This window comes from Gluconobacter kondonii, from assembly GCF_002723995.1.
Lineage (GTDB): Bacteria > Pseudomonadota > Alphaproteobacteria > Acetobacterales > Acetobacteraceae > Gluconobacter > Gluconobacter kondonii.
The window spans coordinates 36,023-60,381 of record NZ_BEWP01000008.1 but is presented as its reverse complement, the minus strand read 5'-3'; the positions used below and the strand labels follow the sequence as shown (position 1 = coordinate 60,381).

Sequence of the window (24,359 nt, the reverse complement as noted above, 5' to 3'; positions counted from 1 at the left end):
TCAGTTAGGGCCTGAGGTCGCGGACGGGTAGTCGATATATCCCTCCGGCCCCTGACTGTACCAAGTCTTCATATTGTCAGGCTCAAGAGCGATGCCGCGCTCGAAACGCTCCGGCAGGTCAGGGTTCGAGATGAACTTCCGGCCAAAGGCAATCGCATCGGCGTGCCCTTCTGCCAGTGCTTCCTGCGCCATCTCGAACGTATAGTCCTGATTGAGAACCAGCGGCCGGGTAAAGACCTTGCGGATCTGCGGAGACAGTTTGGGCTGATCGGTCTTTCCGAAAGTCCCGTCCGGGCCGGGTTCGCGCAGTTCAAGCCAAGCAACGCCCAGATCCTGAAGCAGTTTGGCGGCCGGTACGAAGACCGTTTCCGGCGCACTGTCGATACAACCCTGTGTATCACCATTCGGGGACAGGCGGACGCCTGTGCGTTCCGCACCGATCGCGCCAATCACGCGCTCGGTCACTTCACGCAGGAAGCGGATACGGTTTTCCGGCGAACCGCCATATTCGTCAGTGCGGAGATTCGTCCCATCCCGCAGAAATTCATCAATGAGGTAGCCATTGGCCGCGTGGATCTGCACACCGTCAAAACCCGCACGGATGGCGTTGCGCGCCGCGTTCTCGTAATCGTTCAGGATACGGCTGATGTCAGCGGCGTCGATTGCACGCGCCTGTTCGTAAGGCTTTTTGCCTTCATAGGTATGAACTTCGTTCGGAGCGGTGGTCGCGGAAGACGAAACGGGCTGCGTGCCCGTGACGGAAGAATGGACCATCCGCCCCATGTGCCAGAGCTGGCAAACAATCTTGCCGCCCTTGGCGTGAACTGCGGCGACAATCGGCTTCCAGGCTTCCACTTGCTCATCCGACCAAATTCCGGGAGCAAACGGCCAGCCCAGACCTTCGCGGGAAATGCCTGTGGCTTCACTGATAATCAATCCGGCGCTGCTGCGCTGGGCGTAGTATTCCGCCATGATCGGAGTCGGAACGGCATTCCTGTCGGCGCGCGCACGCGTCAGAGGGGACATCAGAATCCGGTTCTTCGCGTGAATGGGACCGAAATCAATCGAATCGAACAGCGTTGGCATCCTGTTTCTCCTTCAATGGACTGATCACCATATTGTTCGATAAAAATCGAACAAAGCAAGTGTTGCGATAAAACTTCAGGAAAGGGATAAGACTTCATGGCCGCCTACGATCATCCTGACTCCGCGACATTCGAACTGATTCCGGTGCTGCGTGCGCTGGCTGATCCCGCGCGTCTGGAGATCGTGCGGCATCTGGGGCGCGTCGGGGAAGCCAACTGCGCCACGCTGATCGGAACGCGGCCCAAATCCAGCATGTCGCACCATTTTCAGGTCCTGCGTGAGAGCGGGGTCCTGAGAACCCGGATCGAGGGCGTTCAGCACCGTAATTCCCTACGACTCGAGGAACTCGACGCCCGGTTTCCCGGGCTTATGGCGGCCATTCTGAACGCCGCCTGAGGCATCCTTAGTTCGTACGCCAGATTTCTTCGTGAATGCAGGTGGCGAAGATCAGCCATGCCAAAAACGGAACCTGCATTGAGGCTGCCTTACAGTCCACCTTATGCGCCGCACAGATCGAGGCTCCGGACGTCATGATCAGGCCGACACAAATGGCCAGACCCGCTCCAAGCTGCCGTTTGCGGAACACGAAGAACGGAAAGCCTGCCACACCGGCAACGCACAGCGCCCAGAGGATCAGCGCCGCCGTCCGGCAACAGGATTTTTCAGCACGCAGAAGCCGGTAGCCCGACCAGGCCAGAAGCCCGTCCAGAATCGTCCAGACCACGCCGTAAACCGGACCGGGCGGATTGAAATGCGGCTTGTTCAGCCGGTCGTACCACCGGCGCGTGGACGGATCGTCCGCCGGGCTGATTTCACGCGAGGCGTACTGCACTCCAAAAACCGTACCGACGGCCAAGGCCGCATCAATCAGACGTCCCATTATCCGTGATCCTTTCTGAGTCCTGCCACCTTAACGTGGAAACACAGCGGCAGGTTCAGGCCGGTCAGGGCGAAGATGATGCGGGGGTTCCGAAATCCAGCTCGGCGGCGATTTTTCCGGCCTCGGGGTTCCACAGCAGCACACGATCGCTTCCGGCGTCGCTCAGTGTCACCGCCATCAGGCCGTCAGGACGCGCCGTAACGGCCGTAATATGCTCGCCCGCACCGAGCGGAAGAGCCAGACGTGAGAAGCCTCCTTCGGCCAAGGGCACAGTTGCTGTGACGCTCGGGCGGGGATGCAGGAAACGATAGGCAATCACGCCAATCAGCCCGAAAACGGCCGCAATAATCAGCACGCCCATCAAAATTACAGCGGCCAGAAGCGCTTTTGGTGTCTGCGACTCGCTGTTCGCCATTTCCTCGGCTACACCCTGTGTCATGTCTGATCCTGTTTCCCCATTCCGTCTTGTTGTCGATGCGTCCACGGCTGGCCAGAGGGCCGACCGCGCGCTGGCGGACGCCATCGGCACGGTTTCACGCTCCCGGGTCAAGGCCCTGATTGAAGGCGGCAGCTTTTCCGTCAACGGAAAGACGGTCTGCGAACCGGCGGAAACGTTGCGTGACGGCATGGAACTGCTGCTGACATTTCCCGAACCCCTCCCTGCCCGCCCCATCGCAGAGCAGATCCCGCTGAACATCCTGTATGAAGACGACGACCTGATCGTGCTCGACAAGCAGGCCGGGCTTGTCACGCATCCCGCTCCCGGAAACGAGACAGGCACACTGGTCAACGCCCTCCTTGGCCATTGTGGAGAAGGTTTCGAAGGAATCGGCGGGGAGAAGCGCCCCGGTATCGTCCATCGTCTGGACAAGGACACGTCCGGCCTGATGGTCGTGGCCAAGACGGCCATGGTTCATAATGCCCTGTCCGAAGCCTTCGCCGCCCGCGATATCGACCGGGCCTATCTGGCCCTCGCCTGGGGGCTCCTGCCGCTGGAAGGCGAGTTCGATGGCAATATCGGCCGGGACAAAAGAGACCGTAAACGCATGGCGGTCGTAGGCAATGGCGGCAAGGTTGCCCTGACACGCTTTAAGCTGATCGAACCCTATCAGGCTGCCGTGTCCCTGATCGAATGTCGTCTTGCCACTGGACGCACCCATCAGATCCGTGTTCACCTTTCGAATGCAGGCCACCCCCTGCTCGGCGATCCGGTCTATCTGCGCCGGATTCCCGCTGCGGCCCGTAGTCTGTCGCAGGATGCGAAAGACGCGGCGCTCGATTTTCCCCGTCAGGCGCTTCATGCGACCCGACTCGGATTTATCCATCCGCGGACGAAAAAGCAGCTTTCGTTCGAAACTGCCCCTCCCGAAGATTTTCAGACCTTGAAAAAGAGACTGATCGGCTAAACCTTAAAAGGCCATTGACTTTTTTGGCTGAGCCTGTCATAAACAGCTCATCCGACGAGCTGACGCGCCGCCGGAACGGATCGTACCACCAGAGGTCGCCCAGTCCGGGGGCTGACGGTCGGGGACGTGAAAGTCCTTCCCAATGCGTCACCTGGGTCAGACGGAACTATCCCGTCGCCGATCCGTATGAGTCTCCATCTCATCCGGATGCGGGTTAAGCCCCGGGCGAAAGGAGTTGAAGACCATGGCATCCCCAGCCGTCATTTCAGTGGGTCCAGAGAACAATCTCACCCGCTATCTTCAGGAAATCCGCAAGTTCCCCCTGCTGACCCCGCAGGAAGAACTCGATCTCTCCCGCCAGTGGCGCAAGAACGAGGATACGAGCGCGGCACACCGCCTCGTCACGTCCCATCTGCGCCTCGTTGCCAAAATCGCCATGGGTTATCGTGGCTATGGCCTTCCGGTGAACGAACTCATCAGCGAGGGCAATATCGGCATGATGCAGGCCGTGCGCCGGTTCGACCCGGAGCGTGGTTTCCGCCTTGCCACCTACGCCATGTGGTGGATCCGCGCCGCCATGCAGGAATACATCCTGCATAGCTGGTCTCTGGTGAAAATCGGTACGACAGCCTCGCAGAAAAAGTTGTTCTTCAATCTGCGTCGTCTGAAAGGACAGATGCAGGCGATTGACGACGGCGATCTGAAGCCAGAGCAGGTCAACTCCATCGCGACCACTCTGGGTGTGCCGGAACAGGACGTCATGTCTATGAACCAGCGTCTGGCCGCACCGGATCACAGTCTGAACGCACCGCTGCGCATTGATGGCGAAGGTGAATGGCAGGACTGGCTCGTGGACGACCACGACAATCAGGAGCAGACCTATGCTGCTGCTGAAGAGTTCACGGGACGCAAGGCGCTTCTGGATCAGGCCATGATGACGCTGAACGAGCGTGAGCGCCATATCCTGAGCGAGCGTCGTCTGAAGGAAGAGCCTTCCACACTGGAAGATCTTTCCCATCATTATAACGTCTCGCGCGAGCGTATCCGCCAGATCGAAGCCCGGGCCATGGAGAAGCTCCAGAAAGCCATGGCCGCGGAAGTGGAGTTACGCCGCCGCGAAAACGGCCTTCAGGCCTGAAACGACAGATCACGAAAAAAGCCCGTTGGGATATCCCAACGGGCTTTTTTTACGAAGACTGATTGACCCGTGCCTATCCGACACCAGTCCAAAATTTCAGAAATAGGGCGTCTGGTCAGGCTTTGAGGGGGAGAGAAGCATACCCGTCGGACGCCCACTGTGGATGGGTTCTCCCATAGACGGCGGTGCAGGTGCTGTCGGCGGCTGATCGTAAGCCTGACAGCCCGCGAGACCGCATAATAGAAGACAGGCGGACAGCACTCTTCTCCACATCGCCACTTCTCCATAAAAAAGCCGGGAAGGTTGCCCTCCCCGGCTTTCGTTCAGGTGAGCCCCAGATCATGGCCCGCAGAACGGAGAACCTCGATCCCCGGCAGGATTTTACCTTCCAGCCATTCGAGGAAAGCCCCGCCAGCCGTGGAAACGTAGGTCATCTGGCCCACGACGCCTGCATGACGAAGAGCCGAGACCGTATCGCCGCCACCAGCGATTGTCTTGAGCTTGCCCTCTTCCGTCAGCTGCGCGGCATACTGCGCGACATCGACGGTCGCCTTGTCGAAAGGCGCGATCTCGAATGCACCGAGCGGACCGTTCCAGACCAGCGTTTTGAGCGTGCCCAGACGCTCACGGATCAACTCAACCGTACGCGGACCGGCATCGAGGATCATCGCATCGTCCGGGACTTCGCCAATCAGGCAGGTCTCGGTCGGAACATTGGCCTTGAATTCGCGCGCCACGACCGCATCGACGGGCAGGATGATCTCGCAGCCCTTTTCCTGCGCGAGATGGGCGATCTTGCGCGCTGTCTCGTGCATGTCGGCTTCCTGTAGGGACTTGCCCACATTCATGCCTTCAGCCGCGAGGAACGTGTTGGCCATCGCACCCGTGATGAACAGCGTGTCCACCTTCTCGATGACATTCCCGATCAGATCGAGCTTCGTCGAGATCTTGGAGCCGCCAATGATCGCACCAACAGGGCGCTCCGGGTTCTCCAGAGCAGCCGACAGCGCGCTCAGCTCCGCCTGCATCAGACGCCCGGCAAAAGACGGCAGATCCCGTGCCACGCCTTCGGTCGAGGCATGGGCACGGTGTGCGGCTGAAAACGCGTCGTTGACGAAGATGTCGCCGTTCTGCGCCAGAGCCTTGGCGAAGGCCGGGTCATTGGCCTCTTCACCCGCATGAAAGCGCGTGTTTTCGAGGACGATGATGTCCCCGTCCGCCATCGCGCCGACTGCGGCTTCCACGGTCGGGCCGACGCATTCGGCGACAAAGCCAACCGGCTGTCCGAGGATCTGACCGAGCTTCAGTGCGATCGGACGCAGCGACAGAGCCGGGACGACCTGCCCCTTGGGGCGATCGAAATGGCTGAACACCACGACACGCGCGCCTTTGTCGGCCAGTTCGCGGATCGTGGGCGCAACCCGTTGCAGACGGGTGTCATCGGTGATGACGCCATCATGCATCGGGACGTTGAGGTCGGCGCGGACCAGCACGCGCTTGCCGCGTGCGTCCACACCATCAAGGGTGCGGAAGGCCATCACTCAGAGGCTCCCGAACAGGGCTGCCGTATCGGCCATACGGTTGGAGAAGCCCCACTCGTTATCGTACCAGGAGCAGACGCGCACCAGCTTGCCACCATCGACCAGGACCGTCTGCGTCGCGTCGAAGATCGAGGACGCCTTGTCATGGTTGAAGTCGGAGCTGACGAGCGGCGCCGTGTTGTATTCGAGAATACCCTTCAGGGAGCCTTCGAGCGAAGCGGCACGAATGGCTTCGTTGACGGCCTCGGCAGAAGCCGGAGCGCGCGTCGGGACGAAATCCAGCGAGACGACCGAGACATTCGGCGTCGGAACGCGGATGGAAGTTCCGTCCAGCTTGCCCTTCAGATGCGGCAGAACCAGACCAACGGCCTTGGCAGCACCCGTGGAGGTCGGGATCATGTTCAGGGCTGCGGCGCGGGCGCGGCGCGGGTCCTTGTGCAGGGTATCCACCGTGCGCTGATCGCCCGTGTAGGAGTGGATCGTGACCATGTAGCCGCACTCGATCCCGAAGGCCTTGTCCAGAACGGAGGCCACGGGCGCAAGGCAGTTCGTAGTGCAGGACGCGTTGGAGATGATCTTCATGTCCGGCGTCAGAACGTCGTTGTTCACGCCGAACACGATCGTCGCATCGACGTCCGTAGCCGGAGCGGAAATGACGACGCGCTTTGCACCGGCTTCAAGCAGGGCAGCGGCCTTTTCGCGGGACGTGAACAGACCCGTACATTCCATCGCTACGTCGACGCCTTGGAACGGAACTTGCGCCGGGTTGCGTTCGGCCGAGACCTTGATCGGACCGTAGGTGCGGCCGTTCGCTTCGATAATCAGGCTGTTGCCCTCGGCGCGGACCGTGCCCGGAAGACGGCCATGTGTGCTGTCATAAGCCAGCAGATGCGCGTTGGCCTCAACGGACCCCAGATCGTTGATGGCGACCACTTCGACATCCGTGCGTCCGCTCTCGATGATGCCACGCAGCACCAGCCGTCCGATCCGTCCGAAACCGTTGATCGCGATTTTTACAGCCATGACCTGCCCTACTCCGTTTCTTAAAAACTCGGGCATCCTCCATAGCACCGCCACAGCAGAGCGACAGGGGGCATCAACAGTTTTTCATTAAGTTGACTCTATAATCTTGCTCAAACCCTCCGTTCCTGCGACGGTTCCGCACGATATGGCACCATTCGTCCGACATTTCCGTTCGCAGCGGGGCTTTGTTCCGCACTCTGCACTCCTGATGGGAGGGCTGCTTCTGGCCGCCCCCCTGCTGTCGGGGTGCAAGTTGCTGGACCAGCGCACGTTCAATCCGAACGCGGGCAAACCTCCGCATCCCTATATCCCGCCCGCCCCCCCAGCTCCCCCGCCGCATGCTCCGTTCCTGTCGATTCCAGACGGCACACCGGAATCCGAATACGGTCCCATCGTCGAACGTGCGGCAAAAGCGGCTCTGGCGCGCAAGGCGAATGTTCTGTTCATCGTTCAGGCTTTCGCACCACACCAAGCCACTCCGGATGCACAGGCACAGGCTTTGACGGACGTGACCGATCATCTGGCAGCAGGTGTGGCAGCCCATATTGAAAAGGCAGGAGCGCAGTCCATCCAGATCGAAATGCACGCCATGACTGACCCGTCGGCTACAAAACCCTTCGTCCGTGTGGATGTTCGCTGAAGGCCACAAACGACAGAACGCACCACGAATTGCCGAAATGCAGAGTTTCAGCGCCGTACTTTTTCAGGTGCGGCGCCAAGGATAATTATTCCGCTGACACATCGCGTGTGGTCTGATTGATCACAACGGAACTCACGACAGCCTGACAGGTCAGAGTAGCCGCGTCAGCAGCAGCCCCAGAACCAGACCGATCGCAAGTAGAATCAACCCATTCCGCAGACGAGTTCCGATCGGTGCTCGTTCCGGCACAACATTCAGCGCCACGCTGTCCCGAAGCGCGGCCATTTCTTCCTGTTGCGCGCGGACTTCTTCCTGTTCTTGCCAGATCCGGCCGCTCATACGCCGGATATAGTGTCCGGCATCGGCGGGCGTAGTGGCGGCATGATCTACAACACGCTCGGCGAGCGTCCGGTTGGCCGTATGTCCCACACCCAGAACGCGATGGGCCGGACAGACCGCCAGTGCTTCCATCACCTGTGGGCTTTCAAACACCACGAAATCCGAGGCATCCCCGCCGCCGCGGATCAAGACAACGATCTCTTCGCGACAGGTGCCAATCGCTTCCGCCAGACGGCCGGGATCATTCATGGCCGTGGGCAGGCTTCTGACACGTTCCGGACGCCACGCTCCGCCAAGCGCCTGAAGAAAATCCTCAGCCACCAATGCGCTGGACGCTGCCGAGTGGATCAGCAACAGCCGCGCCTCGGGGCGTGTTGGATAAGGATGCGAGATGCAGGGTAGTCCGCGTAGAACGTCGAGTACGGAGCGTTCGGCACGCTCGACCTTTTGCCGCGCGGGATCGTGAAGTTCAACGGCCACCGCCTCGAAACGTAGCACAATCTGCCCCCGATATTGGCGCGCCCGCAGCATGCCAGTCACATGGACATAATCACCGGGCCCGACACCCGCCCGCGCTAGAACGGATTTCTGTACCTCCAGCGACAGGGTGGTCCCGAACTGCGGATCGGTCAGCGGAAGCTGGTAATATTTAGGATAGGAATTGGGGGCGGCATCTCCAAGCTGCCCTGCCACGATCAGCGGGAAACCCCAGTCGTCGAAAGCCGCACAGATTTCTTCCAGCCGCGCAGAGAACAGGTCCTGCACCTGTAGCGGAGAAAGAACCGTCAATATTGTGGTGTCTCCTGCCCCGGAAGATGAGCGGGAGCGTCTCGGAAAAGCGTCCATTCATCACCATATGGAGAAGGAACAAATGTTCTTACAGGGGGCTTACGTCCTCTCACGCGATTTTTTGCCTGTTTTTCAGAAGGTTGTGGATCAGTGAGCCGTTTTGACCCCGAAGATCTCTTCGAACGCCTCGCCCGATCCCGTTTCCGCTCACGCTTTCATCTGGACGATCAGGCCCGACTCTATCTGGAAAGCCGGGGCCTTGATGTTGTCATGGAGCATGGGGCAGCGTTCATCGCCGAACGCCTCGCACCGGCGCATCCTCCGCGTGACGGCAAACAGACTCCCATGCGTGGTCATCCGGTCTTCATCGCCCAGCATGCGACGGGGGCCTGTTGCCGCAGTTGTCTGTCGAAATGGCACGGCATGGGGCCGGGCAAGGACCTGACATCAGAACAGCAAAAACAGATCCTGCGCGTACTCCGATGCTGGATCGAGCGGGATTTCGGGGCGAGCATTCCCGGAAGCCCGGCACAGGGAGCATTATTCTGAAGGTCCCATCTGACGGCCCGAAATATGACTTTACTCTCAGTTAAGAAACTTCCTGATAAATATTTCGTCTTTAGTGAAGATAGAAAATTTTGAATTATCCACGCAGAAGTTGTCAAATACGATTTTCAGGAGCAACCCAATGAAAATAACGTCTCTTTCCAGTATGATGCTGTCCTCTGTCCTTTTGTTTCCTGCAATCGGACAGGCCTGCTCAAGTCTGGCGATTACGGATAACAAAGGCCATGTTTTTCATGGACGCACATTGGAGCTTCCTGAAGATCTGCCGTCATGGGTGACTTTCTATCCCGCACAAACGGCGTTCCAGAAAAAAGCGCCGAACGGCAGTGCCGGAGCTCATTACAAGTCTCTCTATCCCATTCTGGCGATTACCACGCCCGTTTATGATGATGGTGACGACCACAACATGCTTGAGGGTATGAATGGGGCGGGCCTGTCTTTCAGCGCCAATATGGTGCCAGACGCCACGCTCACTCCACTTGCGGAATCAGACTACCGGGAATCCATTCCTGTGACATCGCTGGGGGAGTGGGCACTGGCCAATTTCGCCACCGTGAATGACGTTCGAAAGGCGGTTGACAATGGGCATTTCTGGTCTCCCGTTCTGGCCAGACTGGGTGGTGTGAAATCGCCTTTTCATTTTGCGTTTTACGATAAAAACGGCGGAAGCATCGTCGTCGAGACGCTCAATGGAAAATTCCATGTCTATGATAACCCGACGAAGGTCATGACGAACGGACCGAATTTTCTGTGGCATCTCCAGAACCTGAACAACTATACGCAGCTGACCAATCAGGACAGATCTGCGGCTACTCTGGGAAGCATGAAAGTCGTCCAGCCGGATAGCGGGATTGCGGCTTCGGATCTGCCATCCTCAGACACTTCTGTCGGACGTTTCATTCGCGGCGTTTACTACACCAGCTATGCACCCGTGGCCCTGTCATCAGGAGATGCGATCAACATTCTGGCGCATATCATGAACCGGTTTGATCGCATGAAAAACATTACCACCGATACGCTTGGCGGCGAGACACAGAAGGAATCCGGAAAAACGGTCTCTGAATACACCGTCTGGACAGCACTCTCCGACCTGAGCGACGGGGTGATGTTCGTCCGGGGATATAGGGATATCAGTTACCGGAAATTCTCACTCCAAACGTTTCATGACACGCCAAAACCGGTCTTTGAAAAAATCAACGATCGGGATCTGGCGGTGCCTTACTAAGTCATCAGTCTGGCTGACGCCGTGGAACGAACCGTTCTGCGGCGAAGATCAGCAGGAGCGCGCCTGCCCCGAGAATAATCTGTGAGCGCGTTTCGGGCTGAATCAGCATGGCGACCAGCGTGCAGGCAATCAGCACCAGCGCTGCATAGGCCCTCCACGCAGACTCCCGCACCAGTTTCAGACGTCCAGCCACGATCATGGTGTTGTTGAACACCATGAACCCGCCCGTCAGACTGACGAGAAGCCCGAAGATCAGCGTTGGCGACAACACGGCCACGGCCGCGACGAGAATGGAGGCCAGCGCACTCACCAGAATGGCCCGACGGGGGAGTTTCGTGGAGGTATCCACCGTCAGGAACAGCTTGGGCGCAGACCCAGATTCCGCCAGTTCGTACAAAATACGCGACGTCACATAGATCCCGGAATTGAGGCTGGACAGCGCCGCCGTCATGACCACGACCGCAAGGGCCACGTCCGCGAACGGCACATGCAGGCGGTGCAGCACTAGCAGGAACGGGGAATAGCCGGACACCACATCGCTCCACGGCACCAGACAGAGGACCAGCGCGATCGAGACGATGTAGAACCCGCCGATCCGTAGCGCGATAGAGCGCGTGGCACGGACGATGTTCTGCTCTGTATTGTCAGATTCAACGGCTGCAACGGTGGAAATCTCGCTGCCACCCATGGAAAACAGAATTGTCGGGATGACCGCCAGCAGCGCCAGCCAGCCATGAGGCAGCAGGCCGCCATGCGCGAACAGGTTTTCATGCACCGGAATGGGACGGCTCAACAGTGCCCAGACGCCGATGCCGATGAAGCAGACAATCGCCAGAACCTTGATGGCCGAGAACCAGTATTCGAATTCCCCGTACCCTTTGACGGACATGAGGTTCACGCCCGTCATCAGGACCATGATTAATATTTCAAGGACAGCATAAGGCAGCGGAATATAGGGGGCGAGCATTGTCGCGACCGCGATGACTTCCACGGCAATCGCAATGATCCATGTCAGCCAGTACGCCCAGCCCGCGACAAAGGCTGCCCGCTCCCCCAGCGCGTACTTGATCTGCCCCAGAAACGACGCCCGCCCCGGCACTTTCAGCGCCAGATCGCGCATCATCAGATTGACCAGAAACACCAGCGTTCCGGCCAGCGCATAAGAGAGCAGGACCGCAGGGCCACCCAGCGAGAGTGCCGCGGACGCCCCGATGAAATATCCTGCACCGATCACCCCACCGAGGGCGATCATGACGACATGGCGCGTACGCAGACTGTGGGCGAGCTGGTCGGGCTGGCTCATGGACAAAAGACTTCCTGCTGTGGACGGGATGGGCGTTTCAGACCGGAAGGTCCCTGTTGTCCGCCAGGGTTTCCATGGTCATGTAGGACGTGATGGCATCGAGTTCCACCTTGCTGATGATCTGCTGATACACGCGATCGAAATCGTTCATGTCGCAGGCCACCACCTTCAGAAGATAATCGTATTCACCCGCGATCCGATAAAAATCAACTATGTTCGGGATCGAACCGACAACCTTGCGGAATGTCTCGAACCATTCGCGTGAGTGGTGGCGCGTTCGCATCAACACGAACACCGTCAGCGTCAGGCCCAGCGCAGTTGCATTGAGGCGGACCGTATCGTGAGCAATCACGCCATCCTCGCGCAGGGCGTTCAGGCGCCGCCAGCAGGCATTCTGTGACAGCCCGACCTTCTCGGCGAGTTCACGTTGCGAGGGCGTACCCTGTTTCTGGAGGATTCTCAGGATCGCCCTGTCTGTTTGATCGAGTCTTCTGGCCATATTGCATCATATGACCACAAAAAGGATTTTTTATCCTCAAAAAAGAAGCGGTTTTCGCGCGTTCGGTCGGTCTATCGTTTCTCTATCACGCAGGGGAAAACATCGCGTCATGGAAACGATCGGCAATCTCGACAACAGCACCGCCATTCTTGAACAGTTCGAGCAGACATTGCGCAGCAACGGGCTAGCGGCGCTCGCCAAAGGCGTGATCGGTGATGGTGCGAAATTCTCGACGCCGTTCGGCACGCAGTCTCTTCTTTACGCCGATTATGTTGCCTCCGGACGTGCGCTGAAGCAGATCGAGACGTTCATCATGGACGAGATCCTGCCGTTCTATGCCAATAGCCACACCGAAGCCTCCTTCTGCGGCGCCTACATGACGCGGCTGCGCAACAGCGCCCGCGCAACCATCGCGCAGCTCTGCCACGCCCCCTCCCCCGATTTCACGACTATTTTTATGGGTAATGGCGCGACGGCAGGCCTGAACCGTTTGGTACATCTGCTTGAAATCCCGGCTCTCTGTGACGCGGGAAAGCAGCCGATCGTCTTTATCGGCCCTTACGAGCATCATTCCAACATCCTGCCCTGGCGCGAGAGCGGTGCGGAGATCGTCGAAATTCCTGAGGCGGCCGAAGGCGGCCCGGACCTGCATGTTCTGGAACAGGCCCTGAAATCCTGCCCGGCAGACCGTCTGAAAATCGGTTCATTCTCGGCCGCTTCCAACGTCACAGGCATTCTGACGGATGTGAACGCCGTCACGGCCCTACTTAAGCGGAATGAGGCCCTGTCGATCTGGGACTATGCAGGCGCCGGACCGTACTGCCCGATCGACATGCAGCCCAGAACGCCGTTCGAGAAAGATGCGGTTGTCGTTTCCTGCCATAAATTCATCGGTGGCCCTGCGGCTTCGGGCATTCTGATTGTGCGCAATGCCGCAATTTCGCGCACATTGCCCGTTCTTCCGGGTGGAGGCACCGTACGGTTCGTCTCGCCGTGGAACCACGACTATTCCGCCAATCTTGCGTCTCGCGAGGAAAGCGGCACGCCGAACGTGATCGGGGATATTCGTGCCGCGCTGGCCTTCATTGTCAAGGATGTTATCGGAGGCGCCTATATGGCCCAGCGCAATGCGGAACTGCGCGCCCGGGCTGTGAAAGCCTGGAGCAGCAATCCAGCCATCGAAATTCTGGGCCACCCGACCGCTGCTGCGCTTCCGATCTTTTCATTCCGGATCCGCGATGTGAAGAACAATGTGTTTATCCATCAACAGCTTTTCACGCGTATGCTATCGGACCGTTACGGCATTCAGGTCCGTGGCGGCTGCGCCTGCGCGGGGCCGTATGCGCATCGTCTTCTGGGGATTGATGAGACTGAGTCCGGTCAGATCCGTGGCGCCATCCTGTCCGGTCAGGAAATCGAAAAGCCGGGCTGGACACGTCTGAATTTCAGCGTGCTGATGGATGACGCCAAGGTTGAACGTATTCTGGAGGCCGTCAACGAACTCGCCAGCAATCCCTGCGAAACCGCCGCACAGTATGACTGTGACATCACCACGGCACGTTTCCGGCCGAAGGCGGCGGCCTGACGGTCAGAAAAGATAGGCGATCTTCATGTAATAGGCGTTCGTTTCCGGCACGTTCCGACCCTCTACCGAATGGGAGTAACGGGGCGTGAACGACAGGCGTTTGGTGATGTAAAACATCGCACCGACGCCCAGCGCCGTTTCGCGGCTGCTCGAATTGGCGACCCAGAGATTGGATGTGTTGTCGTGCATACCGCCGCTGTTCTGCCAGTCGAGCGAAAAGAACGGCTCGAAGCGTGACGTAGCTTTCCAACTGAAACGCAGGTTCGTGTAAAACACGTTACCGGGCGAGTAGCTGTGCTCGCCGTTACGGTGTTTGGTCGAACTCACGACGCTACCCAGATCGCCATCGAAGCTGAAATGCTTCCATTCGTAATCGAAAATGATGCTCGACAGGTTCGCCCAGTAATGCATCGCCGTGGCATCGCGCGTCCCAGACGGGGTTTCCATGAAGGTCTGGATGCCGAGCGTGCTGTGTTTGTTGGGCTTGAACCATGCTGCCGGACCGACGATCGTCGTCCCCAGACCGCCCCAGTTCTGCCCGTTGGCCAGCGTATAGGCCTCGGACTGGATCAGCTCGAAAGCAAAGCTGACATGCGGGATCGCGTCGAAGCTACGGAAATGCACATATTTCGTCATACCGCTCCAGGTATGGCTGCCGCCATGAGCCCGGCGCTGGCCGCCACTGTCATAGACCGAACCGGCAGCATTTCCGTCGCCGTACTGCACGACGACGTTGAACGGCTTGAAATCCACCGGCAGATCGTATTCGTGCGGACCGATGATGGCCAAGGGAATATCCGCGCCATGAGCGGCAAACCCTGGAACAAGAGCAACCGCAGGCAACCAGGCGGTCAGGGTACCAAGACGCACTCCGAGCGTGAATTTGCGACGCATGACGTGAATTTCCATAGAGATTGAGCGGGAGTGTGGAGCGTGTCCTCAGGGGGACACGCTCCGTCCGTAAGCGGAGGCTCAGTGCGCGGCGGCGCTCTGGTCTCCATTCAGGCTATAGGCGATGATATAATCACCGCTGCGGGTGCCAAGGCCCCCATGACCACCGGCCGCGATCACAACATACTGCTTCCCATCAATTTGATAGGACATCGGTGTTGCCTGTCCGCCAGCAGGCAGACGGTCCTGCCAGATGACCTTGCCGTTCGACATGTCGAAACCGCGCAGGTAATCGTCGGCCGTCGCTCCCATGAAGGACACGCCGCCCTTCGTCAGGACGCTGCCGCCGATGTTGTACATGCCGGTCGGAAGCGGAAGGTTGTTATGCGTCCGGAAAGGACCCGTGTCGCGCGTGGTGCCGACGGGGTGCTGCCAGACGATTTTCTTCGTCACCAGATCGATGGCGGTGATCGTACCCCAGACCGGTCCCTTGCAGGGGATCTGAAGCGGGTTCAGCCACGGGCTGGTATAAGCGATGTAGGGCGTGCCGTAGTCGGGAGAAACGCTCAGCGCATCGCCCTTGGCTTCCGGTTTGTCGCCCTGACCATTCCACTTCGGCAGAATACCAGCGTTTTCGGCCTTCTGACGCTTTTCCAGACGGATCCGGAACGGCAGGTAGCTCGCATTGGCGATCAGCAGTTTACGCTGCGGATCGATGGAGGCGCCCTGCCAGTCCACCACACCATAGAATGCCGGATAGACGATCGTCGTCTTGCCGACATGCGGCGGCGTGAACTGACCTTCGTAAGCGGACTGACGGAACTGGATGCGGCAGATCATCTGATCCAGCAGCGTCGCGCCCCACATGTCGCTTTCTTTTAGGTCCGGCGGCGTCAGGGACGGCAGACCGACAGCGAAGGGCTGCGTCGGCGTCACGTGGTCGTCCGATGCAACACCTGTCGTCGGAACCGGACGTTCCTCGACCGGATAACCCGGAACCGGCTTACCGGTGCGACGGTCCAGAACGAAGAACTCACCGCGCTTGGTGCTCTGGATCAGAGCCGGAATGTTCTCGCCATTCGGGCCGGGCAGATCGACCATGGACGGTCCGATAGCCAGATCCATGTCCCACAGATCGTGATGCACGGTCTGGAAGGTCCAGCGGCGTTCACCTGTCTCGATATCAAGAGCGATCGTAGCGCTGGAGGTCGCATCGTCGAACGGACGGCGCGAGCCACCCCAGTTGTCCGGCGGCGAGTTGCCCATCGGCAGGTAGAGAAGACCCAGTTCCGGATCGGCTGTGTAAACGCCCCATGCGTTCGGGGTGTCACGCGTCAGCTCGTCGTTCGGGCCGGGTTTCCAGTTTTCCGGGTTATGACCGGCATCCCACGCCCATTCGATCTCGCCGTTGATCGGGTTGAACGCACGGATTGCACCGGAGGGCTCGAAATTCGCCTGATTGTCGAAAATCCAACCACCCAGAACAACGCGATCTTTCACCACCAACGGCGGGGACGTCACGAAGTGGAAGCCATGCGGCACATGACCGAGATACTGGCGCAGAGAAATGAAGCCGTGCTCGCCGAAATCTTCGCAGGGCTTGCCGGTTTCAGCATCAACAGCCAGCAGGCGGACGTCACCGACCGGGGAGAAAATGCGCTTCTGGCAGGCTTTGGAGCCATCCGGAGCCGTATAGTCGTCCGGCGCCCTGTAGTAAGACACGCCACGGCAGGCCAGATAGACGTTTGCAGCCAGATCCTCGGCAGCAGGCTTGGGATCGAACTTCCACTTCACCTTGCCCGTCTTGGCATCGAGAGCCATGACCCAGTTATGTGGCGTGCAGAGATAGAGCGTGTCATCGACCTTGATCGGGGTGACTTCAAGGTTGAACTCGTGGCCCTGATCGGGACCTGCAACAACACCTTCATCAGCCTTCTGAACGTCACCCGTGCGTGTCACCCAAGCGCGCTTGAGGTTGCTGACATTCGCAGGCGTGATCTGGGCCAGCGGGCTGTAGCGGTCTCCACCCACCGTACGGCCATAGGCCGGCCAGTCGGCGTCGGGCGTGTCCTTGGCCGTCAGGTCGGACTGGTTGGTCGCGGCCATACGGTCAGCCGGGAGCGTGCCGTTGATGGAGTAGGATGTGAAGCAGCTTGCGATAATCGCAATCATCGCGATCACGGCAGAACCGAGAAGCTCGCGTTTGTCCGAAACCCAGGTCTGACCGGTCCGCCACACCCATGGCAGCAGCATCCAGGCTGCGATCCCTACGAGCGTGAAGAGACGGACTTCCAGACCCCAGATGTCGAACCCGACTTCGAACACGGACCAGATGGTCGCCACCAGCAGGAGTGCAGCGTACAGACGCGCACCCAGCAGCGGATTGCGGAAGCTGACACCCGCGGCGGCAAGCATCACAAGGCCCATCAGGGCGTAGAACCACGAACCACCGAGAACGAGGAGATATCCTCCTCCTCCCAGCAGGAAAAGCCCGACAACTGCGAGCAGGATAGAGGTTAATGGAGACATTACCCTCTGAAGTGAAGCAGACATGACACCTCGTTCTTGCGAAAAACGAAAACCATTCTCTCTGAAATGATTTGTTTTTCCTGATCATCGGCGGAACGCGTTACCGTTAGCGCTCCGTCATGGCTGTGACGGACGGGACAGCTCTGTTCGTACGTCAGGAGCGGCAATGACCGGCGCTTGCAAAAGCTCCGGCTTTCATGCCTGTGTCCCTTCCGACCCACAGCACTGAACCGGAAAAGAAAGGAGTATTGCGTTACCGATGGCCTGCGAAGAAACACACCCGATACGCAACGCTTCGCCTTTTCCAGAACCCGTCATTCCTGAATGTCTTCGCCGCAGGCTATCCCGTATGGTTCCACCCTCACCCGATTGTGACTGTCTGCGCCGCACCTGTCGCAGAACTGCGACAGGTTTTCGGCACCGGGTGCCTTATCCTGCCCTATGGGGTGCGCGATGACCGCTGCCGCTGCCCGGACATGCCTGTCGGATTCCTGGGCGAGATGCTCCACGAACTACAATCTTGACCCGTCCGAACGCTGGGAAACGCAAGTGCTCAGCCAGCCTGAACTGCGCTTTGTCAGCGGCCGCACGCAGCGGCTGATCCAGAGCGCCCTGCCGGAAATGCAGCGCCTGCATACGCTCGTGGACCCGCTGGATTTTACGGTCATGCTGGCCGACCCTACCGGCATCGTCCTCTCCCGCCATACGCAACGCAGCAATCTGAGCGGATGCCGACGGTGGCGTTTTCAGGCGGGCGCGGTCTGGGATGAAGCCAATGCCGGAACCAATGCGATTGGGACCTGCCTGCGCGAGGAACGCCCGGTCATGGTCGTTCACGACCAGCACTGGCGTTTGTGCTTCCGCAAGCTGACCGGGATGGCCGTGCCGGTTTATAATTCCATCGGGGAACTTGCAGGAGCCATCAATGCCTGCTCGTTCGTAGCCGAGAACGTACTGCCTGCTGCGCCGCTGCTAATGGATGCGCTCCAGACAACGGCCCGGCGCGTAGAAGAGAAATTGTTTCACGACCGTTTCCGGGAGGACATGATCCTGACGCTTGGGCCGTCGACATCATCCTCGGCGATGCTGGTTGCGCTGGATCGGGACGGGCATATCCGTGGCGCCACCCATGCCAGCCGCCAGCATATGAACTGGCCGAAAGGCGAACTGTCGGGCCTTCCGGCGCTCCTGCCTCTGCTCGACAGTCAGGAAGAGCCGAATTTCCGGCGGGCAGAGGCGCAGGTGATCCGCTCCGCCCTTGGGACAGTCCGTGGAAATGTGAGCGCGGCCGCACGTCTTTTAGGCGTGAGCCGCGCCACACTGCACCGCAAAATCAAGGCGCTTGGTCTGGATCACTAGGACCGGACAAAGCCTTTGCGTAGTCGTCGGGGCGGAACCCGACCAGCAGCACATCCGGCCCCTCCAGCACAGGACGCCGGATCATGGCGGGATGTTCCAGCATGAGCGCCAGCGCCCGGTCCGTATCCAGAGCCTCCCGAAGCTCGGGAGGCAGTTTGCGAAACGTCGTTCCCGAGCGGTTCAGGAGCTTTTCCCAACCCAGTTTCGCAACCCAGCCCTCCAGGCGCGCCTGCGGAACTCCGTCTTTGCGATAATCATGGAAGGTAGCCGCAACACCGTGCTCGGCCAGCCATGAGCGAGCCTTGCGCATCGTATCGCAGTTGGGGATTCCGTAGATCGTGACGGACATGGAATCTGTCTCCGGTCTCAGGCGACGAGGCCGCCATCCACCAGAATGGATGCACCAGTGATGTAAGAGGCATCGGGGCTGGCGAGGAAGGACACCGTGCGGGCAATGTCATTGACCTTGCCATAGGATTCCGTAGCCGTGAAGCTGCGGATGACGGCAGCGCCCTTCCCGTCTTCAGGGTTAAGATCCGTTGCGATCGGGCCAGGCTCGACGACATTCGCCGTAATGCCCTGCGGCCCGAGATCCCGCGCCACGCCCTTTGCAAACCCGATCAGACCAGCCTTCGTCGCGGCATAGAGTGAAATACCCTGAAATGGTGCGCGCTCGCCAAAAGCCGAGCCGATATAAATCAAGCGACCACCCGTCGTCATGTATTTCAGAGCTTCAACCGTCTCGATCATCGCTGCGCGCAGGTTGAGGTTCAGGACATCTTCGATCTGCGTCACGCTCATCTGAGCAATCGGGCCGTAGGGATAGATGCCTGCATTGCACACCAGCGTGTCCAAACGCCCGAACGCCTCATGCGTCTTCGTAATCGCCGCAATATTACCGTTTGCGCTGCCACCATCAGCCTGCACCGCAACGGCACGGCGCCCGAGTGCTTCGACTTCGGAAACGACTTTCTGCGCGGCCTTTTCATTGCGGGCGTAAGTAATGGCAATATCAAAGCCATCCTGCGCCAGCTTCAGCGCAATGGCCGCACCGATGCCGCGTGATCCACCTGTAACGAGCGCTACTCTCTGGGTCATGATCCTGTTCCTTCTGGCTGCATGGACGAAAGATCCATCCTTGATCTGACAGATCATGAGCCATTTTCGAGCCGGACCCAACCTCCCCCGGAACATTGTGAAGACAGATCCGGACCGCAGGCCTAAAACACGTCTCATGTCAGCACAGCCCCAACCCACAGCGCCACGCCAGAAATGGAGGGATATTATCGCGGGGCTCTCGCTGGCGTCGGTGAATATTCCGCAGGTGCTGGGCTATACGCGCATCGCGGCCATGCCCGCGGTTACAGGGCTTTATACGGTTCTGCTACCGCTTGTAGCGTTCGCATCCTTTGGGTCCTCCCGACATCTGGTTGTCGCAGCCGATTCCGCAACGGCAGCCATTTTTTCAAGTGCGATTGGCAAGATGGCACCGGCGGGAAGTCCGCATTACATGGCGCTTGTCAGCATGACGGCGCTGCTCTGTGCAGGCTTACTGCTTGTGGCGCGGGTCTTCCGTCTGGGATTTCTGGCGGATTTCCTGTCCCGTACCGTTCTCACCGGGTTTCTGGCCGGTGTGGGCGTACAGGTCTGCATCGCGATGCTACACGACATGCTCGGCGTGTCCGTCAACGCGCACAATCCGCTGCTTCAGGCGTATGGCACGCTTCGGCAGATCCCGCAGGCCAGCCTTGTTGTCGCCGGGCTTTCCGCTTTTGCGGTCGGGGTTCTCATGACCGGACAGCGCCTCGCCCCGCATCTGCCAGCCGGGCTTTGTGTCGTTATCGGCAGCATCGCGCTGAGCATGGGACTGAACCTGCCGCATCACGGCGTTCCCACACTCGGCCATGTTGCGGGCGGCTTGCCGCATTTCGGCCTGCCGGGCGTCTCATGGAACGAGTGTCTGGCGCTCCTACCCGTGGCAGCGTCGTGCGTGTTCGTCATCATCGCGCAGAGTGCCGCAACGTCCCGGGTCTTCGGCGAGCGGTTTCATGAAACCGTTGATGAAAACCGCGATCTTCTGGGGCTGTCCGCCGCCAATATTGCTGCCGGTTTAAGTGGTACTTTCACTGTCAATGGCAGCCCCACCCAGACCGCGATGGCGGTGCGTTCCGGCGCGCGCAGTCAGATCGCACAGATGACGTTCGCCTGCGTGACGTTCATGGCCCTGCTGTTTCTGACACACCCGCTGGAAGCCCTGCCCCGCTGCGTTCTGGCCGGGATCGTTTTTACTGTCGCCATCGGGATGATCGACCTGAAAAGCCTGCGCGCGATCCGGCAGGAAAGTCCGGGCGAGTTCTGGCTGGCCATGACGACCGCCGCCGTGGTCGTCGGAGTTGGTGTTGAGGAAGGCATTTTCCTCGCCATCGCGCTCTCGCTGTTCCGCCATGTCCGGCACAGCTACGAGCCGCATACGGTGGTCTTGCAACAGGCCGCAGGCACAGGAATTCTGGAAGCCCTGCCCGCGAAGAACGGGCTGGAAACGCTTCCGGGCCTCATCGTCTTCCGGTTCTGCGCGGATCTGTTCTACGCCAATTCGACGCACTTTCGTCAGGACCTTCTGGCTCTGGTGGACCATGCTCCGCACCCGGTCCGCTGTGTTGTCCTCGATGCCAGCCCCGTCACGGACATCGACTATTCCGCCGCCGCCGACCTGCGGGACCTGATTGCGCAACTCCAGCAGCGCGGGATTACACTGATTTTCGGGCGGGTGAGCGTCTATCTGCGCTCAGACATGGACCGCCATTACATCACACCCGCCCTCGGGGCAGGGAATATCTACCCGGAACTACATACGGCACTGAAAGCCGCCCACGATATTCTGGACGGCCCGGCGCCGTCCGTCAGGCTTTCCTGACGAACTCGGATTTCAGGTTCATCGCCCCGATCCCGGCGATCTTGCACGCAATATCGTGCCCGTCTCCGCCATCTGACAGGCGGATGTTCTTCACCTTGGTCCCGCCTTTGACAACCATGGACGAGCCCTTGATCTTCAGATCCTTGATGACCGTAACCGTATCGCCATCCGCCAGAACATTGCCGTTGGCGTCACGGATCTCGCCGGACGCCGCGCCATTTTCCGCTGCTGTCTCGGTCGGGTTCCACTCATGCGCACATTCCGGGCACATCCACAGCGCGCCGTCCGGATAAACATGTTCGCACCCGCAGACCGGGCATTTCAGATTGCTGTCCATGATGACCTTTTTTCGTTTGTGGCCGGACACTACTGCACGCAGTCCGTATTTCAAAACGGGGATCGGCCGTTTTCATAACCTGTTCGTTTGACAGGACGCGCGCTATCAACAGCCAGACATAGATTGCCACGCTGATGGAAAGACTGTTCCGATGTCCGATGCTACGCCCCAGCCCGTTGCCGCCCCCCTGACGCGCGCCGCCATTTTCCTTGTCCTGAACATCAATCCCGGCACGGATGCGGAAAAGACCATCCGCAGCCTCTGCGCGGATCTTTCCGGCCTGCGTCGCACGGTCGGCTTCCGGGATCTGAACGGGCAGCTTTCCTGCGTTCTGGGGTTCGGATCAACGGCGTGGGACCGGCTCTTTCCCGGCCCGCGTCCACAGGAACTGCACTCGTTTCAGGAAATCAAAGGCGTCCATCACGCGGTTTCCACCCCCGGCGACATGCTGTTCCATATCCGCGCCACCCGCATGGACATGTGCTTCGAAATGGCCAAGCTGGTCATGGAGCGCCTGCGTGCCGTCTGCACGGTTGTGGATGAAGTCCACGGCTTCAAATATTTCGACGACCGGGACCTGATCGGTTTCGTGGACGGCACGGAAAACCCGGAAAATTCCGCAGCCTGCGAGGCCGCCATCATCGGCGACGAAGACGCGGCTTTCAAAGGCGGAAGCTACGTCATCACGCAGAAATATTTCCACGATCTCGATGCCTGGAACACCCTGCCCGTCGAGATGCAGGAAAAGATCATCGGCCGCAAAAAGCTCTCCAATGTCGAACTCGATGACAAAACAAAACCCGCTTACGCCCATAACGCCCTGAACGTTGTGACGCGCAACGGCAAACAGGTCGATATCCTGCGCGACAACATGCCGTTCGGCGAGGCGGGCAAGGGCGAATTCGGCACCTATTTCATCGGCTATGCCCGCTCCCCGTCCGTTACGGAGGAAATGCTGCACAACATGTTCGTCGGCAAACCGGCAGGAAATTACGACCGTCTGCTGGATTACAGCCGTCCCGTCACGGGTTCGCTGTTCTTTGTTCCGTCGGCCGATTATCTGGACGATATCGACGCCTGATCGTGCAAAGAGACATGGTCACGCGCTTGTCCGCAATGATAAACAAGCCGGACCATAAAGCGGAGCGTGATTGAACATGTATCACTGGGGCAAGTGGATCGCGCGCTGCGTGATGGGCGTTCTTGGGGTCCTTTTCTGCGCGACGGCCTATTCTGCTGACCTCACCGGCGGCGGCTCCAGCTTTGCCGCCCCGCTTTACCGGGGATGGGGCGAGGGTTTTCATCATCAGACCGGCCTGTCCCTGACCTATCAGAGCGTCGGATCGGGTGCGGGACAAAAGCTCGTCATGACTTCTGGTGCGGATTTCGGAGCCTCGGATCTCCCACTCTCGGCCGCCTTGCTGGACTCAAACAGCCTCTATCAGTTCCCGACCGCACTGGGCGCGATTGTGGTGATTATCAATGTCCCCGGCATTGCTTCGAACCAGATGAAACTGGATGGACCAACACTTGCCGCGCTGTTTGACGGCACGATCACAACATGGTCCGATCCACGTCTCCGGGCCCTGAACCCCGGCCTGCGCCTGCCGGATCTGGATGTGCTTCCCATCCACCGCGAGGAAGCCTCGGGCACCAGCCATGTTTTCGCGGATTATCTGCATAACGTCGCGTCCGACTGGAAAGCCGGGATGTGGGGTGATGGGCCGGAAGCGCGAGGCAATGACGGGGTCGCTGCCAGCGTGCGTCAGTCCATCGGGGGCATAGGATTTGTGGAATATGCGTTCGCGCGTCAGAACAGGCTCAATACTGTCCGGCTGAAAAACCATGCAGGGCAGTTCGTTGCGCCGGAAAAAGCGTCGTTCACCAGTGCCGCCACCAGCGCGGACTGGTCGCACGCGGACCATTACGCCGTGAATCTTCTTCAGGCCCCGGCGCCGCAGGCCTGGCCGATCATGAGCGCAACCTTCGTTCTCGTGCCTGCCCATCCGACAGACAGGACGGCAGCCGCCGCCACGAAAGCATTTTTCAGATACGGCCTGAAACAGGGCGATGACGTAACGCGGGATCTAGATTACGTACCGCTGCCCACGAGCGTGAAAGACAGGGTCCTGTCCGGCTGGCCCTGAACTCTGCCACGTCATAATAACTTCACTTCACTTCCCCTCCCCGTCCTGTGAATGGTCCGGACAGTCCACGCCCTCAGGGAAGGGGAACCGTCTTGCCAGACCGTGTTCCGGGTCATTGCCGATCTCCACACGTCTCCAGCCCTGCGGGAGCACTAGATCCG

General features: G+C 59.4%; 24 protein-coding genes. 11 read left to right on the top strand and 13 right to left on the bottom strand.

The window, feature by feature from the left end; genetic code table 11:
- Positions 1 to 1,086, bottom strand: a complete 1,086-nt coding sequence (locus GKO01_RS10345) for an alkene reductase (RefSeq protein WP_099287030.1) — start codon at positions 1,084 to 1,086, stop codon at positions 1 to 3.
- Positions 1,087 to 1,182: 96 nt separating this feature from the next.
- On the opposite strand from GKO01_RS10345, the gene GKO01_RS10340 reads away from it, so the two are divergent.
- A complete protein-coding gene (locus GKO01_RS10340) occupies positions 1,183 to 1,482 on the top strand; it encodes an ArsR/SmtB family transcription factor (RefSeq protein WP_099287029.1) in 300 nt (99 codons plus the stop codon).
- Between the two features lie 7 nt (positions 1,483 to 1,489).
- On the opposite strand, the gene GKO01_RS10335 is transcribed toward GKO01_RS10340, so the two are convergent.
- Together GKO01_RS10335 and GKO01_RS10330 are read right to left on the bottom strand one after the other, a co-directional pair.
- Positions 1,490 to 1,966 (bottom strand): TspO/MBR family protein, encoded by a 477-nt coding sequence (locus GKO01_RS10335; RefSeq protein ID WP_099287028.1) that lies wholly within the window; start codon positions 1,964 to 1,966, stop codon positions 1,490 to 1,492.
- Between the two features lie 64 nt (positions 1,967 to 2,030).
- The gene (locus GKO01_RS10330; protein ID WP_099287027.1) at positions 2,031 to 2,405 is read right to left on the bottom strand and encodes a hypothetical protein; all 375 of its coding nucleotides are present in this window, start codon (positions 2,403 to 2,405) and stop codon (positions 2,031 to 2,033) included.
- On the opposite strand from GKO01_RS10330, the gene GKO01_RS10325 reads away from it, so the two are divergent.
- Positions 2,404 to 3,372, top strand: a complete 969-nt coding sequence (locus tag GKO01_RS10325; RefSeq protein ID WP_099287026.1) for an RluA family pseudouridine synthase — start codon at positions 2,404 to 2,406, stop codon at positions 3,370 to 3,372. The two genes, GKO01_RS10330 and GKO01_RS10325, sit on opposite strands and share 2 nt — an antisense overlap.
- A 244-nt stretch (positions 3,373 to 3,616) precedes the next feature.
- Positions 3,617 to 4,510, top strand: a complete 894-nt coding sequence (gene rpoH, locus GKO01_RS10320; RefSeq protein ID WP_099287025.1) for an RNA polymerase sigma factor RpoH — start codon at positions 3,617 to 3,619, stop codon at positions 4,508 to 4,510.
- Positions 4,511 to 4,833: 323 nt separating this feature from the next.
- Here rpoH and GKO01_RS10315 read toward each other — a convergent pair whose 3' ends face one another.
- Both GKO01_RS10315 and gap read right to left on the bottom strand, forming a co-directional pair.
- Entirely contained in the window at positions 4,834 to 6,048 is a 1,215-nt protein-coding gene (locus GKO01_RS10315) for a phosphoglycerate kinase (RefSeq protein ID WP_099287094.1), read from the bottom strand.
- A 3-nt stretch (positions 6,049 to 6,051) separates the two neighbouring features.
- On the bottom strand, positions 6,052 to 7,074 hold the full coding sequence (gene gap / locus GKO01_RS10310) for a type I glyceraldehyde-3-phosphate dehydrogenase (RefSeq protein WP_099287024.1): 1,023 nt from the start codon (positions 7,072 to 7,074) through the stop codon (positions 6,052 to 6,054).
- 145 nt (positions 7,075 to 7,219) lie between these two features.
- Between gap and GKO01_RS10305 the strand changes: the two genes are divergently transcribed.
- Positions 7,220 to 7,714, top strand: coding sequence for a hypothetical protein (locus GKO01_RS10305; protein WP_099287093.1), 495 nt, complete (start codon positions 7,220 to 7,222; stop codon positions 7,712 to 7,714).
- 150 nt (positions 7,715 to 7,864) lie between these two features.
- Here the strand turns inward: GKO01_RS10305 and GKO01_RS10300 are convergent, their stop codons facing one another.
- Positions 7,865 to 8,842, bottom strand: coding sequence for an exodeoxyribonuclease VII large subunit (locus tag GKO01_RS10300; RefSeq protein WP_244901415.1), 978 nt, complete (start codon positions 8,840 to 8,842; stop codon positions 7,865 to 7,867).
- A 150-nt stretch (positions 8,843 to 8,992) separates the two neighbouring features.
- Between GKO01_RS10300 and GKO01_RS10295 the strand changes: the two genes are divergently transcribed.
- Together GKO01_RS10295 and GKO01_RS10290 are read left to right on the top strand one after the other, a co-directional pair.
- A complete protein-coding gene (locus GKO01_RS10295; RefSeq protein WP_099287022.1) occupies positions 8,993 to 9,391 on the top strand; it encodes a DUF4186 domain-containing protein in 399 nt (132 codons plus the stop codon).
- A 139-nt stretch (positions 9,392 to 9,530) separates the two neighbouring features.
- The gene (locus GKO01_RS10290; protein WP_244901414.1) at positions 9,531 to 10,634 is read left to right on the top strand and encodes a linear amide C-N hydrolase; all 1,104 of its coding nucleotides are present in this window, start codon (positions 9,531 to 9,533) and stop codon (positions 10,632 to 10,634) included.
- Between the two features lie 4 nt (positions 10,635 to 10,638).
- On the opposite strand, the gene GKO01_RS10285 is transcribed toward GKO01_RS10290, so the two are convergent.
- The gene (locus GKO01_RS10285; RefSeq protein WP_099287021.1) at positions 10,639 to 11,937 is read right to left on the bottom strand and encodes an amino acid permease; all 1,299 of its coding nucleotides are present in this window, start codon (positions 11,935 to 11,937) and stop codon (positions 10,639 to 10,641) included.
- A gap of 37 nt (positions 11,938 to 11,974) precedes the next feature.
- On the bottom strand, positions 11,975 to 12,436 hold the full coding sequence (locus tag GKO01_RS10280; RefSeq protein ID WP_099287020.1) for an Lrp/AsnC family transcriptional regulator: 462 nt from the start codon (positions 12,434 to 12,436) through the stop codon (positions 11,975 to 11,977).
- Positions 12,437 to 12,545: 109 nt separating this feature from the next.
- On the opposite strand from GKO01_RS10280, the gene GKO01_RS10275 reads away from it, so the two are divergent.
- A complete protein-coding gene (locus GKO01_RS10275; RefSeq protein ID WP_099287019.1) occupies positions 12,546 to 14,021 on the top strand; it encodes an aminotransferase class V-fold PLP-dependent enzyme in 1,476 nt (491 codons plus the stop codon).
- 3 nt (positions 14,022 to 14,024) lie between these two features.
- Here the strand turns inward: GKO01_RS10275 and GKO01_RS10270 are convergent, their stop codons facing one another.
- Together GKO01_RS10270 and GKO01_RS10265 are read right to left on the bottom strand one after the other, a co-directional pair.
- Complete coding sequence (locus tag GKO01_RS10270; protein WP_099287091.1) at positions 14,025 to 14,915, bottom strand: transporter; 891 nt, start codon at positions 14,913 to 14,915, stop codon at positions 14,025 to 14,027.
- 78 nt (positions 14,916 to 14,993) lie between these two features.
- Entirely contained in the window at positions 14,994 to 17,465 is a 2,472-nt protein-coding gene (locus GKO01_RS10265) for a membrane-bound PQQ-dependent dehydrogenase, glucose/quinate/shikimate family (RefSeq protein ID WP_099287018.1), read from the bottom strand.
- A gap of 429 nt (positions 17,466 to 17,894) precedes the next feature.
- Between GKO01_RS10265 and GKO01_RS10260 the strand changes: the two genes are divergently transcribed.
- Complete coding sequence (locus GKO01_RS10260) at positions 17,895 to 18,800, top strand: helix-turn-helix domain-containing protein (protein WP_099287017.1); 906 nt, start codon at positions 17,895 to 17,897, stop codon at positions 18,798 to 18,800.
- Here GKO01_RS10260 and GKO01_RS10255 read toward each other — a convergent pair.
- Together GKO01_RS10255 and GKO01_RS10250 are read right to left on the bottom strand one after the other, a co-directional pair.
- A complete protein-coding gene (locus GKO01_RS10255; RefSeq protein ID WP_099287016.1) occupies positions 18,775 to 19,149 on the bottom strand; it encodes an ArsC family reductase in 375 nt (124 codons plus the stop codon). The two genes, GKO01_RS10260 and GKO01_RS10255, sit on opposite strands and share 26 nt — an antisense overlap.
- A gap of 17 nt (positions 19,150 to 19,166) precedes the next feature.
- Positions 19,167 to 19,898, bottom strand: a complete 732-nt coding sequence (locus GKO01_RS10250; protein WP_099287015.1) for an SDR family NAD(P)-dependent oxidoreductase — start codon at positions 19,896 to 19,898, stop codon at positions 19,167 to 19,169.
- 136 nt (positions 19,899 to 20,034) lie between these two features.
- Between GKO01_RS10250 and GKO01_RS10245 the strand changes: the two genes are divergently transcribed.
- Positions 20,035 to 21,714 (top strand): SulP family inorganic anion transporter, encoded by a 1,680-nt coding sequence (locus GKO01_RS10245; RefSeq protein ID WP_099287014.1) that lies wholly within the window; start codon positions 20,035 to 20,037, stop codon positions 21,712 to 21,714.
- Here GKO01_RS10245 and GKO01_RS10240 read toward each other — a convergent pair.
- A complete protein-coding gene (locus GKO01_RS10240) occupies positions 21,701 to 22,051 on the bottom strand; it encodes a zinc ribbon domain-containing protein YjdM (RefSeq protein WP_099287090.1) in 351 nt (116 codons plus the stop codon). The genes GKO01_RS10245 and GKO01_RS10240 overlap by 14 nt on opposite strands.
- Positions 22,052 to 22,202: 151 nt before the next feature.
- On the opposite strand from GKO01_RS10240, the gene GKO01_RS10235 reads away from it, so the two are divergent.
- Together GKO01_RS10235 and pstS are read left to right on the top strand one after the other, a co-directional pair.
- Positions 22,203 to 23,132, top strand: a complete 930-nt coding sequence (locus GKO01_RS10235) for a Dyp-type peroxidase (protein WP_099287013.1) — start codon at positions 22,203 to 22,205, stop codon at positions 23,130 to 23,132.
- A gap of 76 nt (positions 23,133 to 23,208) precedes the next feature.
- Positions 23,209 to 24,198: a phosphate ABC transporter substrate-binding protein PstS gene (gene pstS, locus GKO01_RS10230; protein ID WP_099287012.1), complete on the top strand. Its 990-nt coding sequence runs from the start codon at positions 23,209 to 23,211 to the stop codon at positions 24,196 to 24,198.
- Positions 24,199 to 24,359: the final 161 nt, after the last annotated feature.